At 59.5% G+C, this 13,204-nt stretch carries 13 protein-coding genes; 5 read left to right on the top strand and 8 right to left on the bottom strand.

Features of this window, described 5'->3' with window-relative positions; all coding sequences use genetic code 11:
- Positions 1 to 164: 164 nt before the first annotated feature.
- The 6 genes from V9G17_12720 to V9G17_12695 all read right to left on the bottom strand — a co-directional run bounded on the left by V9G17_12720 (position 165) and on the right by V9G17_12695 (position 5,694).
- A complete protein-coding gene (locus V9G17_12720) occupies positions 165 to 1,160 on the bottom strand; it encodes a lysylphosphatidylglycerol synthase transmembrane domain-containing protein (GenBank protein MEI2753458.1) in 996 nt (331 codons plus the stop codon).
- On the bottom strand, positions 1,153 to 2,604 hold the full coding sequence (locus V9G17_12715; GenBank protein MEI2753457.1) for a CDP-alcohol phosphatidyltransferase family protein: 1,452 nt from the start codon (positions 2,602 to 2,604) through the stop codon (positions 1,153 to 1,155). Before V9G17_12715 ends, V9G17_12720 begins: the two co-directional genes overlap by 8 nt.
- A gap of 137 nt (positions 2,605 to 2,741) precedes the next feature.
- Positions 2,742 to 3,461 carry a phosphocholine cytidylyltransferase family protein gene (locus V9G17_12710; protein ID MEI2753456.1) on the bottom strand — a complete coding sequence of 240 codons (720 nt, stop codon included), beginning with the start codon at positions 3,459 to 3,461 and terminating at the stop codon, positions 2,742 to 2,744.
- Positions 3,458 to 4,552, bottom strand: coding sequence for an aminotransferase class V-fold PLP-dependent enzyme (locus V9G17_12705; GenBank protein MEI2753455.1), 1,095 nt, complete (start codon positions 4,550 to 4,552; stop codon positions 3,458 to 3,460). The genes V9G17_12710 and V9G17_12705 overlap by 4 nt, the downstream gene beginning before the upstream one ends.
- A 69-nt stretch (positions 4,553 to 4,621) precedes the next feature.
- Complete coding sequence (locus V9G17_12700; protein MEI2753454.1) at positions 4,622 to 5,200, bottom strand: thiamine pyrophosphate-dependent enzyme; 579 nt, start codon at positions 5,198 to 5,200, stop codon at positions 4,622 to 4,624.
- Positions 5,197 to 5,694, bottom strand: a complete 498-nt coding sequence (locus V9G17_12695) for a thiamine pyrophosphate-binding protein (GenBank protein ID MEI2753453.1) — start codon at positions 5,692 to 5,694, stop codon at positions 5,197 to 5,199. The genes V9G17_12700 and V9G17_12695 overlap by 4 nt, the downstream gene beginning before the upstream one ends.
- Before the next feature lie 142 nt (positions 5,695 to 5,836).
- On the opposite strand from V9G17_12695, the gene V9G17_12690 reads away from it, so the two are divergent.
- The 5 genes from V9G17_12690 (at position 5,837) to V9G17_12670 (ending at position 12,139) form a co-directional block, all read left to right on the top strand.
- Complete coding sequence (locus tag V9G17_12690; protein MEI2753452.1) at positions 5,837 to 6,379, top strand: hypothetical protein; 543 nt, start codon at positions 5,837 to 5,839, stop codon at positions 6,377 to 6,379.
- A gap of 1 nt (position 6,380) precedes the next feature.
- On the top strand, positions 6,381 to 6,920 hold the full coding sequence (locus V9G17_12685) for a hypothetical protein (GenBank protein ID MEI2753451.1): 540 nt from the start codon (positions 6,381 to 6,383) through the stop codon (positions 6,918 to 6,920).
- A gap of 124 nt (positions 6,921 to 7,044) precedes the next feature.
- Positions 7,045 to 7,692 carry a TetR/AcrR family transcriptional regulator gene (locus V9G17_12680; protein MEI2753450.1) on the top strand — a complete coding sequence of 216 codons (648 nt, stop codon included), beginning with the start codon at positions 7,045 to 7,047 and terminating at the stop codon, positions 7,690 to 7,692.
- Positions 7,682 to 8,875, top strand: a complete 1,194-nt coding sequence (locus V9G17_12675) for an efflux RND transporter periplasmic adaptor subunit (GenBank protein MEI2753449.1) — start codon at positions 7,682 to 7,684, stop codon at positions 8,873 to 8,875. Before V9G17_12680 ends, V9G17_12675 begins: the two co-directional genes overlap by 11 nt.
- A gap of 84 nt (positions 8,876 to 8,959) precedes the next feature.
- Entirely contained in the window at positions 8,960 to 12,139 is a 3,180-nt protein-coding gene (locus V9G17_12670; GenBank protein MEI2753448.1) for an efflux RND transporter permease subunit, read from the top strand.
- A gap of 131 nt (positions 12,140 to 12,270) precedes the next feature.
- Here the strand turns inward: V9G17_12670 and V9G17_12665 are convergent, their stop codons facing one another.
- Both V9G17_12665 and V9G17_12660 read right to left on the bottom strand, forming a co-directional pair.
- Entirely contained in the window at positions 12,271 to 12,615 is a 345-nt protein-coding gene (locus V9G17_12665; protein MEI2753447.1) for an SCP2 sterol-binding domain-containing protein, read from the bottom strand.
- A gap of 63 nt (positions 12,616 to 12,678) precedes the next feature.
- Entirely contained in the window at positions 12,679 to 13,122 is a 444-nt protein-coding gene (locus tag V9G17_12660; GenBank protein ID MEI2753446.1) for an S-adenosylmethionine decarboxylase, read from the bottom strand.
- Positions 13,123 to 13,204 lie beyond the last annotated feature (82 nt).

Here is a 13,204-nt window from a genome sequence, read left to right as displayed (position 1 = left end):
GCGTAGTGTAGCGGAGAGTGATTTTTTCAGCTACTTCTCGTAAGGAAATTGCACGAGTTTGACTCATTTTGAAACAGTTCTGCCGGCCGGTAGAAGACAAGTCTTACCCTGTCGCAACCACAGCCTTCCGTGGCCGACAACCCTAGCTTGCAGATCGGAGATCGTTACTCGGTCGGAAGAGAGCGATCGACGCCCTTTGTCATGATGGCAAGGCAAACGAGGCCCAGGGCAATCCAGACGAATTCACGAAATCGCCGCAGCAGCGCGAAAGTAATCCCGGTGACTTCTCCATAGCCAAACGCCGTCAGCAACAACAGATTGCCGGCATCCTGCGCGCCCAAGCTGCCCGGGATGAAGAAGGTACCGCCCTTGATCAACACAGACAGCGCACCGATCGCCAATGCCGACAAGACCGTCACCGGTTGTCCCAGACAGAGGATCATGACAAACACTTCCAGTGCTTCCGCGAGCCACCCCAGCAAAAAAAGCCCGGTCGAAAGCAGAAAGGCCGTGCGCTGCGTCGCATAAAATCCGGCGATGGTGCGATCCAAGTCGAGCAGTTGCTGCTCACGCGATTCCAGATATTGGATGTGCACCCCGAGGCGCCGGAGCATCTTCAGAATCCACCCGAACATGCCCTGACGTTGCACCACCACGAAGGCTCCGACCCCGAATCCCAGCAGCCCGACGGACACCAGGCCGGCCATGGCGGTTTGTCCCGCTGATCCTCCCGAGCCCAACAACCAAAACGCGAGCCCGATACCGGACAGGATAAAGAGGATCTGGGCGATCGTCATCGTGGTTTTGGCCGTCACCACCGAGGCCAGTCCCTCCACGATGGGTACGCCCTGTCGTTTCAGCAGAAACGCCTTGAGCGGCTCTCCGCCCACATAGGCCGTCGGGGTCGTCATATTCACGACCTCCCCGGCGGTACGAATCGCCAGCACTCGCCAGAAAGGCACGTGCGTCGCCCATGCGCCAAGCGTGACACGCCACCCATAGGCTTCCAGAATGTACATGAGCAGGGAGGGAAGGAGAATCACCAGCATGGCGGCGGGCCCGAGTTGTGCCACCGCCTCGTAGATCCGCTCGATGCCGATATGCCAGACCAGTACGGAGAGCGTCAGTGCGCCGAGAACAAGAAGTGCCGCCTTAAGCACGGGCCCGTGCCGAGGGACGAATCACCCACACCATCATCACCCAGAAGACGGTCGAACCGAGCGCGGCCATCCACAGAAACCAGTCCAGTTTATCCAGCAGCGCAAAGAGAAAGACCACCACCGAAAAATCGCGACTCGCAACGTTCTTCAGAATGAAGTCGGACCAGGCCGCCTGCTTGGGCGTATTCCAGCCACGGGTCGCGCCGATTTTTTGCGCCTTGGTGACCAACCAGAAGGACATGACATTGCCCAACACCGCTGCGCCGCCCAGCGCCAACGGCACCCAGGCGCCCTCGGTACCGGCCTGCCGGAGATACGCACCGCAGGCGATTCCGGCAAAGATGGCGATATGCACCACGTTGTCCATGGCGATATCAAGCCAGGCCCCGAATGGCGATTCGGTAAACGTGAGCCGAGCCACCTCACCATCGCAACAATCGATGACGGCCGCCAGTTGAAACAACAACGCGGCCACGATCCCGGCCGAGTACGTCCCGATACCGAACCCCACGGCCGACAAGATCCCAACCGCCGTCGCCACCATGGTGATCGCGTTCGGCGAACATTTCATCCGCAGGAACAGTCGCGTCAGCAGCCGCGAGAAGGTCCGGTTGAAATACCGATCGACGAACCCCTCCGCATCGCCCTTCAACGAACGGAAGAGGGTGCGTTCCGCCAATCCGGCGCTGGCATGATCCCACACGTCTCGATACCACAGACCTGCATGGGCCGCGGCCGCGACCACCCGCACACGCCCCTCCACCGCCGCCCGTTCCAGCCAGCGTCGCACTGGAATGATGCCCCCCGGCTCAGCGGCACCGGATGGGGATGCAGCGGCTCCGTTCGGCGGACTCAAAATGCTGGCCGGCAACACCACCAAATCGGCGGCGACCTGGTGGCCCCCCTGTCCAGGATGATTGTGAAACGAGATCAGCCGCCCCTCCTGAAGCGCCACCGCCGGATTGCGGCGGCCGATGGCAGGCTCAACCGGACCGGATTCCCGCGTGACCACGAGCGCCTCGCCGTCTCGAACAGACTGCCGAAGGTGTTCGATCAAGCCTTTGGAAAACACAGCCTGCACGCCCGCGATCAGACAAAAGCCCCGCACTTCGCTGGCCAGCGATTCCCAGGTTCGCGGATCGTCGAGCGGAAACTCCCGCACCGGCATCCAGCGCACAGGAATCGTCACCCGGGCCCCCCGTGCCAGCGCGTGCTTGAGCAGCTCTTCATCGGGGCCAGCCAGGACGATCAATTGGCGCATACCGCCCCGCTGCAGCGTGAGCACGGTACGTTGGAAAAGGCTTAACCCTCCGAGAGGGGTCAAGGGCCCGACGTCGCTCAAGCCACGTCCCGGCCGATCGCCAAACAGACCAGCGCCCGGCAACAAAATGGCCGTGCTTAATCCCTGGAGTTCCGCACCATGCTGCAGTGTACTTTCACTCATGATCGGATTCGTCGTTCGTCTCTCGTCATTCGTATCTCGCAAAAAAACTGGAGATCCATAGCAATAGCGTAGAGGTGCCGGAGATCTTACGAGAGACGCGCCACAATTCACGCGTCACCTGCGGCGGGCACGTCGCGCTACAGCCGCGGTAGAACCTCCCGCTCCGCCTTCGTCACATCCTCGGGAAAATCGATTTCGGTCCACGGCAAGCCGCCGATTTTCTCATGCCCGACTTTGACGTCACGAAAATACTGCAACAATCCGTCTTCGTATTCCATGTCCCAGCGATCCTGATCGATATAGCCCTTGAGCGAACTGATCACGTGCGCCGTATCGGCTCGTCGGACCCTGAGGAACCCGACCCCCTCGCCTGCAATGTCGTATCGCTCCGGCATCTTTTTGCTCAAGGCAACCACCCGATCGCCCTGCACCACGACCATGCACTCCTCGCCCGTCTGCTTCACCGTATCGTCCATCAACAGGCAATTCTCGTGGGGCGAGGTTACCAACCGATGCAGAATTTCGCGATGAAACAAGACATCCGCATCCATGATCACGACGTCGTCGGACAACGCCGTCCTGGCGATCCACAACGACGAGATACTGCCCCGGTGGAACTCCTCGTTCACCAGATAGGAGATATCGACCCCGTGGCAATGCGCGCCGACTGCGGCCCTGATCATTTCCTGTTTGTAGCCGACCACAATGGTGGCCTGTCGGATCTTGACCGACGCCAGAGACTCGAGATACCGGGACAGCAACGTCTGTCCCCCGATTTCAATCAGGCATTTCGGTTTATGCTGGGTCACCGGCCAGAGGCGCTTCCCCACTCCGGCAGCAAGGACGATCGCCTTCATACGCGGGCAACCGCTCCCGCCACTACTTCCTCAAAGGCGGCCAGGAACCCGTCGATCTGCAGGTCCGTCAAGGCGCCCATATTGGCGATACGGAAGATCTTGGATTCCAGTTGTCCTTGTCCCGCATAGATGACATAGCCGCGAGCCTTCAATTGATCGTGCAAGGTGGCGTAGCTGATGCCGGGGGGCAGGTGAAAGGCCGTGATCGTATTCGAGAGCGAGTCCGACGGCAGCAAGGTCTTGACCCCCAACTTCGCCATCCGTTCCCGGATGTGCACCGCCGCCCGCTTGTAACGGTGGAACCGATTGGCGACGCCCTCTTCCAGAAGCTCGTTCAAGGCCTCTTCAAAGGCGTAGTACAGCTGAACAGCCGGCGTAAAGGGCACAATGCCCTTACCCTGATTGTCGACATAGTGCGTCAAGTGGAGGTACCAGGATCGCTTGGGGTATCCGCGCATCCGCTCCAGAAATCCTTTACGAAGCAGGACGAACGACACGCCGGGGAAACCCTGAATGCATTTGCCGGCAGTCCCCGCCACCATATAGATGTGGGAACCGGCGATATCGATCGGCTCCCCTCCGAGGCCGCTGACGGAGTCGAGCACAAATACCCGGTTCAGCCCATCGACAACCTCGGCAATCTCTTTCACCGGATTGATCAGCCCGGTAGTCGTCTCATGATGCACCATGGAGACCGCATGCACCTCGGGATGCTGACGCAACGCTAAGCGAAGTCGCTCAGGATCAGGCTTGATGTGCCACTCCGACTTGAGTTCGGAGACTCCGAGTCGATGCAGTCCGATCATATTGGACAACCGCTCGCCATAGACGCCGTTGTTGAGGACCATCATGCGCTTGCCCATCGGCAGGCAGGACATGACGGCGGCTTCGACCGCAGCCGTGCCTGACCCCGTCAACAACACGGCCACGTAGTCGGATTCGGCCCCAGGAACAAAAGCCGTCAGCAGCTTCTGCTGGATGCGACCCAACAAATCGGAAAACTCGGATTCGCGATGGCAGATATCCGGACGCAACAACGCCTGCCGCACCCGTTCGCTCACGTTCACCGGACCTGGATTCAGAAGTATCATGTTCATACCTCAGGCTGTGGATCGGAACTGAGCGGAGCGGCCTCACACATCACACTCAGCACATCGGTGCTATTCAATCGCGCTCATAAATCGAGCCGTGATGGCGGGCGGTTCAAGCGCGACTCGCCCGGCATCCTCCACAAACTCATTGACCTTGACCAGCAACATACTGGGACCGGACTTCTTCAACATGTCTTTGAACTCGTACACAAGGTCATCCCGGTCCAACACTCGCTCGACATTGACATACCCGGCGGCCCTGGCCACCTTTTCCAACTGCACGACATTCGAGATCGTTGGCTGATTCCCCGTCGAGCCATAGACTTCGTTGTCGAACACCACATGGATGAAATTCTTTGGCTTCAAGGCACCTACCGTGGCCAGCGTGCCCATCCCCATGAGGACGTTGCCGTCGCCGTCGAACACGACGACGTGCTTGCTCGGTTTGGACAGCGCCACGCCGAGCGCAATGGCCGGCGCATTCCCCATCGACCCGATCATGTAAAAATGGGTCGGGCGATCCGCGATCTTCTGGGCCTCCCGCGAGGGGAATCCGTTACAGATGATGACCGGCTGATCGGTCAGCAATTCGAGCAACGCTGCCATGGCCTGCGCCCGGCTCTGCATGGTGCCTTGTTCGGGCCTCATGGATGCAATCCCTTGATAATGCCCTTCTTGATCAGAAGCGCGACCGGAATTCGCTGCTTCATCACGGTTTGCCCCACCCACCGGAGGTCGTCCATCATTGTCGGTTCCGACAAGGTCCGGTGTGGAATTCGCACCGTATCGAGTAGTTGCGGCATCGTCTCGCCCATTACCAGATGTTCCGGGGCGTCTTTGCCCTCAAAGCCCCGCCAAGACACCAGGAGAATGCAGGGCTGGCGATACATCATATTCAGCGACACGAGCGTATTCAGCGACGTTCCAAGCCCGGAATTCTGCATGAGCACGGCGGGAACTTTCCCCGCCATATAGGCGCCCGCCGCCATAGCGACCGCTTCATCCTCCCGCACGGCAGGGGTGTAGAGTTTGCGCGTCAACAACTCTTCGATGATCCCGCCCAGCAGCGAATCCGGGACACCCGTGAAAAAATTCACGCCCAGATTTTCGAGCGCTTGCACAAACACATCGCTCTCGATCATGAACCCTGTTCCCCTTATTCGATCGGCCCCGGCACAAGAAGCGCATTATAGCCAAGGGGTCCTCCATTCACAAGAACGGCGCCGATGAGTTGCCGTTACCGCGAGAACCGTGATAGCGTTTGAACAGAGTCGATTGAAGACTATGTCCGACGCGTCTTCGATATACGCCCTTCTCCGCACGGCCAGCCGCCTGGGACTTCTCGGTGCGCTCATCTTCATCCTGGCCGTGCCTGCATTCGCCATCACGATGACGAATGATCCTCACGGATTCGACAATCTCACCTGGGGAGTGCCCCTCACCGATATGCCGGAACTGGCGGTGATCCAATCCGACTCGCACACAATCGATTACCAATATCGCGATCGCCCGCCGGTCTATGCCGATATTCCGGTCGAAAGCGTCTACCTCTCAACGGTCAACGAGCAGTTTGCGCGGGTGACCATCCGATACCGGGGCGCAAAATCCCATGCGCAGGTACTGCAATTTCTCGAACGGTCCTATGGCAAGATCGAACGGCTGCCTGGGCAGATGATGCGGGGCCTAAACCAACAATATACCTGGCGAGGATCGGATACCGAGATCGGTCTCACCTATGAGGCCAACCGGGAGCGTGGATTTATTTTCATCGAAAGCCGCAATCTCGCGCCGAGATTTCAGGACCAGATGTCGGATACGGCCGAATAACATGGCTCAGCACCTTCACTTCATTCCTCGGCGATGGACGCGGCCCCTCACAACGTTCATCGCCACGTGGCTGCTGTCGGTCTCGGTGGCGCTGGCCGTCCCCATGCAGAACGACCCGAACGGGTTCGAGGGCATTCCCTGGGGCGCGTCGTTCTCGGAGTCCGACACCTTCGTCAAGGTCGAAGACACGGGCCGAATCCAGAGCTACGAGCTAAAGACCACCGGCCGGACATTGGGGCCGGCGGCGGTCGACTCCATGAAGTTCATCACGGTCGATGGAAAATTCGCACGGGTCATGGTGCGATACAGCGGCAAAGAGGCCCACGACCGGATCCTGAGTTATTTGCAGGAACGATTCGGCCCGCTTGACCAGACTCCCGGCCAAGTTGCTGCCGGCGCAGTGAAATTCCACAACTGGCAAGGGGACGAGAGCGAGATCATCCTCCGCTACGACCTGCGCACCAGCCAGGGCGTCATCTTCTTCGAGAGCGAAGCGTTTCGCGCCAAGTTCAACGAGGGCAACTCGCCCTCGACATTTTGACCTGCTGCACCCGCATCCACCCCGAACAATCGTAGGACGGAATACTCGCCATCCTTGTCTTGTTTCGTCGGCACATGATAGCCTGGCACGTGAGTAACCACTCACTCACCCGATCGCCGATTGCATGAAGCCGACGACCGCCATGTCCCGCAATCTCAGGCGAGACCGCCAGGCCAGCCTGATCTCCTCCGCCGCCAGCCTGTTCGCAGCCAAGGGCTTCCAGGGCACGACCACCAAATCCATTGCGCGCGCGGCCGGCATCAGCGAAGCCCTCGTGTTCAAATACTTCCCGACCAAGCGGGCACTGTACACCGCGATCCTCGCCGAAAAGGCCCCGCTCAGCGAACTGCTGAGCGCCGTCGAAAAAGTCGCCCGTCGGCGCGACGACCAGCAGGTCTTCACACTCATCGCCGGATACCGCATCCGTCCCGGCGCCGACCCCACGATGCTGCGACTGTTGCTCTTCAGCGCGCTGGAGGGCCACGAACTGGCCGACATGTTCTTCGGCAAGCAACACCGCGTCTTTTACGACTACCTGGCGGGATACATTCGCACCAGGATCGAAGAAGGCGCGTTCCGCCCAATTGATCCGCTGCTGGCCGCGCGCGCCTTCATCGGGATGGTCGTCTACCACCGTTTGTTGCATGAGATTTTCGATGTGCCGCTGCATTGCCCGCACAAGGAGATTGTCGCCACCTACGTGGAACTGTTCCTGGGCGGATTGCGGTTTTCGTCCACACCCAGCAAGCGGAGGCTGTCGCGTGTCCGCTAATCTCATCAGACGGCATCCGATCGTGACCCTCGGCATCATGCTTTTCGTGGCCGTCGTGGCATTGGTGGCCCTCCGCCTCAGCAGTGGGGCCAAGAGCGATCCCCGGAAAAACCGCATCCTTACCGTCGGCACAATGAGCCCCATCAAGCAGGACCTCGATGTCCGGTTGACCTACACTGCCGACCTCATCCCCAACCAGCTCGTGAATATCTTCTCGCGCGTGGACGGCTACATCGCCAAGATCTATGTGGACAAGGGTGACTTGGTGAAGGCCAATCAACTGCTGGTCGAAATCGATCACACCGACTATGTCCACGCGGTGAATCAGGCCAAGGCCAATCTGCTGTCCGCCAAGGCCAAGGTCGTGCAGCAGGAGGCGGCGGTACGTAATGCCGCCCTGACGCTCGACCGCATGCAAGCCTTGATCAAGGACCAGTTCGTCTCGCAGCAAGACCTGGATACCGCGCTGGTGAACCGCGACGCAGCCCTGGCCCTGCAAGACTCCTTACGCGCACAAGTGCAACAAATGGACGTCGCCCTGGCCCAGGCCGTGACCAATCTGGCCTATGCGTCCATCCGCGCCCCGTTTGCCGGGTATATCGCAGAACGTAACCTGGACCCCGGCTCCTATGTGAGCGGCACCACCGCCAGCACATCCACGATGTCGCGCGGCATTTTGAGCGTACATGACGTCGAAACCGTCCGCACCTTGATCGAAGTGGTAGAAAAGGATGTGCCGCTGGTGAAGGTCGGGCAACGCGCGGATGTGCGCGCCGAAGCCTACCCGAACGAAATCTTCGAAGGCAGGGTCACCCGCATCGTGCAAGCCCTCAACCGCGCCACCCGCACCATGACCGTCGAGGTCGACCTGCCCAATAAGGATCACCGCCTGAAGGGCGGCATGTTTGCCCGCGTCGAGGTCCTGGTCGGGAAACACCCCCAGGCGATTCAGATTCCCCTGGACGCGGTGAGTCGGCTCGAAGAGTCTCAGTATGTGTATGTCGTCAAGGACGGGAAGGCCCATCAGATCCCGGTCGAACTGGGGGCACGCTCGGAGAATCGCGTCGAAGTGGTGAAGGGCCTCACGGGAGACGAACAGGTCATTGTCTCCGGCAAGGATCTGGTGAGCGAAGGTGCACCGGTACAGACGCAGCCGATGGATGCCGTGAAACGTGAGACGTAAACGGTGCGCCGTGAAGATTCCTCTCATGCTGTCCCATCGATCCCCGCATGTCACCTCTGACGTGTCGCGTGTGACGTCTTCATCATGTGGCTGACACTTCTCGCACTGCGCAATCGAATCGGCATCCTGATGCTGTCCCTGGCCATGGTGATCCTGGGGGCCACGTCGCTCGAGCGGCTCCCGGTGGATCTCTTCCCCAACATTCAAGTTCCGGTCGCGTTTGTCGGCGTCATTTATAAAGGCGCGCCTCCTCTGGATATCGAACAGAGCGTGGTCTACCCCATCGAGAAGGCCGTCAGTTCAGCCTCGAACGTCGAGCACGTCGAATCCTTCGCTAAACAAGGCATCGGCGCGGTCCAGGTCTGGTTTAACTGGGGCGCGGACATCAACGTGGGTCAGATGGAGGTGATGCAGCGCATCACTCAGATTCTGAACAGCCTGCCGCCAGGCATTTTGCAGCCGTTCATCGTCAAGTTCGATGTCTCAAACATCCCCGTCGCCTTTGTGACGGCCTCCGGCGGCGATTTGGATGAGCGGGCACTGTATGACCTGGCCTACAACACCATCGCCCCCCAGATTGAACAGATCGCCAACGTCGCCGCGGCCACCGTCGAGGGCGGTAAGATCCGGCAGATCAATATCAATCTGGACCCCGCCCTCCTCCAGGCGCGCGGCCTCTCGATTCTCGACGTCGTGAAGGCTGTGAAGGCCTCCAACCTGATTCTCCCGTCCGGCGATCTCAAAGCCGGCAACCTCGACTACAACGTGTTCACCAATACACAGTTCAAGACGGTGGAGCCCATTAACGACGTGGTCGTGAAGATCGACCCGCGGGGTAACCCGGTGCGCGTGCGCGATGTCGGCGTGCTCAGCGATTCGTCGGACATTCAGACCAACGTGGTCCGTACCGACGGCAAACGCTCCGTCTACCTGCGGGTGAACAAGCAGCCGATTGCGAATACAGTGGACGTCGTCGATGCATTGCGGAAGGCCATCCCGAAAATGATCGGCATCCCGCCGGGCGTGCAACTGGGCATCTCCTTCGACCAATCCATCTATATCCGGCAATCAATCAAGAACCTGATCGAGCAGGCCCTCCATGGCTCGTTGCTGGCGGCGGCGGTCATTCTGCTCTTTCTGAGAAATCTCACCAGCACGTTGATCATTTCCGTCGCCATCCCGCTGTCGATTCTCGTGACCTTTATCGTGCTCTATTTCACCAACCAAACGCTGAACGTCTTCACCATGGGCGGCCTGGCTCTGGGCATCGGCCGGCTGGTGGACGATTCCATCGTTGAATTGGAAAATATTCAGCGCCATTTGAACGTCGACCGGAATCGGTGGGACGCCATCGTGAACGCCGCCCGCGAGGTCGCCATGCCGATCTTTGCCTCCACGGTCACCACCGTCGTCGTGTTCCTACCCATGTTTTTCATCGTCGGAATCGCGCGACTCCTGCTCATTCCATTGACCCTGACCATCGCCATCGCCCTGTTCACCTCGTTCTTCGTGTCCCGCACCGTCACGCCTGCGCTCTGCTATCGCTTTCTCAAGTCGGAGCAGGAAGCCCATCGCAACCTGCCCCGCTGGTTCGTACGGGTCATGCAGTGGAGTCAGCGACGGTACGACGCGCTCGACGAAGGATACGAGCGCAGCCTGCGATGGGTCCTGGCCCACCGGCGCACATTGCTGGTTGCTGTAGTGACAATCTTCGTCGGATCGCTCGCGCTACTGCCCTTTATCGGAACCGAGTTTTTGCCGGTTTCCGACGAAAGTCAGTTCCGGATCGTCCTGCGAGCCCCGGTCGGGCAGCGGGTGGAGAAAACCGTCGATCAGGTCGCCGAGGTCGAACGGGTGTTGCGGGAGAAGATTCCGCCGGACGAACTGGAAGCCATCGCCTCCAGCACCGGCGTGCTGGCACAAGGTCGTTCATCCCTCTTTAATCCCAACACCGGGCCACACACCTCGGTCATCTCGGTTTATTTGGCTTCCCCCGACAAGCGCCGACGAAACCAGGTGGAGATCATGAATGCCGTCAGGCCGGCGGTCATCAAATTGTTTCCCGGCGTCGCGATGTTCTTCGATCCGGGGGGCCTGGTGAAACGCGTCACCAGCTTCGGCTCGCAGAAGTCCATCGATGTCGAGATTTACGGATACGACTTCGAGAAGGCCCGTACCGTCATCCGCCAGGTGCAGGACCTCATGCACAAGACTCCAGGGATGGCCGACATTGAAGTCAGCCGGGAGGAAAATTATCCCGAGGTCAACGTGGTCGTCGACCGGGAAAAAGCGGCCCTGCTCGGCATCAGCGAAACCGACGTCGCCAACGCCGTGCTGTTTTCACTGAACGGGAACGGCCAGACCGATCCGATCATCTTCACCGACCCTCAGAACGGCAACGAATACTACATCAGCGCCTGGCTTGCGGAAGAACATCGTAAGGACCTGTCGGCCATCGAAAATGTGCTGCTGACGACAAAAAACGGAGAGCCGGTCCTGCTCAAGAACCTGGCCACACTGAAGCTGAATGCCGGTCCCGTGAAGATCGAGCGCAAATACTTCCAGCGCGTTGTGCACATCACCGCCAACCCCGTCGGCCGCGACCTCGGCTCGATTGCCCAGGACCTGGAGTCGGCGTTCGCCCAGATGCAGCTCCCGCCGGGATTCAGCATCCGGCTCGCCGGACAGATCCAACAACAACGCGAGACGTTCGAAGGCCTCACCTATGCCAGCGCCCTGGCATTGATCCTGGTCTACATGGTCATGGCCGCACAGTTTAAATCGCTGATCGATCCCTTCATCATCATGTTTTCCGTGCCGATGGGAATCCCCGGCGTGATCGTGATCCTCTATTTGACCAACACCACCATCTCCACCTCCTCCCTCATGGGCATCATCATGATGCTGGGAATCGTGGTCTCCAACGGTGTCCTGCTGGTGGACTACACGAATGTGCTGCGACGCCGCGGCCTGGACCTCGCCGTCGCCGTCGTCACAGCCTCGCGCACCAGGCTGCGTCCTATTCTGATGACTTCACTCGCCACCGTGGTCGGGCTGATGCCCATGGCCCTCGGCCTCGGCACCGGCAGCGAGACCAATGCTCCGCTCGCGCGGGCCGTCGTGGGAGGGCTCACCGTCTCGACGATCCTGACGTTGTTTCTGGTCCCGACCGTGTATACGATGCTGGAAGAACGCTTTCCGCGGCGTCCAGATCAGCTGGGAGAAGAGCGGGTTCAGGGTGAGTTAGTGAGTCAACAGGCTTAGGAAAGTCTTCGCACAGGTGAACGGTCTAAGGCGGGGTACGATGCGCAGGGTGTTTAGAAAGGCCGTCCGGCAAGGCCGCAGATGGCGGCAGCTCGTTTGCCGCAGCGGAATGGCAAGACTCGGACAGACTCTTAGGGGCGGAGACTGGGAAAGAGTGACGCCAGTTGCAGGGCCAAGCCCATATCACCGCTGATACGAAGCCGCCCGGTCATGGCCACCATGGTCCCGCTGATCTGACCATTCAAGACCTTCAGGCAATCCTCTCCGGACATGGCCAACGTCACCTGTGGATCCGGGTGCACGCCCTCGGATACCTGGCAGGCCCCGTCCCGGATCTGTAGTTGGTATTGCCCCCCATCGGCGCCGTTCAGATTGAACTGATACACCACATCCAGTCCGTCGGCCGCGTCAGGATCGAGCTTGCCGGCGAGTGTAGCGAAAAAGGCTCGTACAGTGTTCGGTGGTGTCTGCGTCATGGCCTGGTGCTCCGGCAGGACAGTGGGGCTCCTGCCGGAAGCCAGAAATAGAAAGGTCGTGGTCTAGTACCGCAACATCGCTCGGTGACTGGAACGACGGGCGCCGAAGAAGGCTTTGGAAAATTCTTCGACGACGGCCGGCTCATATCCTTTGCAACTGAAGATGTCGAGATAGGCGCTATTGGTGTCGTTCGCAAAGTGGCCGCTGATCAGGGAGGTCTCGATCAACTGCACCATGCTGTACCCCGCCACGCGACCTTCTCCGAAATTGACGATCTGGCAGGCGCCATACCGCTTCATTTCGATCAGTTCGCAGAGCTGGACAACGTAAGCTTCGATTTGTTTGGCGTCTCGAATGCGTTCGGGGATGCAATCGTGGAGGTCGACGGAGGTGCAAATGCCCCAGGCTTTGCCGGGTCCGACAGAGTCCGGATGGACCGCGGAGTCAGCAACCCTGGCTGAAGATGATGAGATGTCGTCTGAAGTGGCACCTTCTGTCTTGTGCATATGCGATACGACCTTTCTGTTGGGAATGGTGGGGGCGTGAACACATGCTTGCAATATACTGAACGTTTGAAACCCTGTAAAT

Source organism: Nitrospira sp., from assembly GCA_037045225.1.
Taxonomy (GTDB): Bacteria; Nitrospirota; Nitrospiria; order Nitrospirales; family Nitrospiraceae; genus Nitrospira_A.
This window is presented reverse-complemented; position numbering and strand designations above follow the sequence as displayed.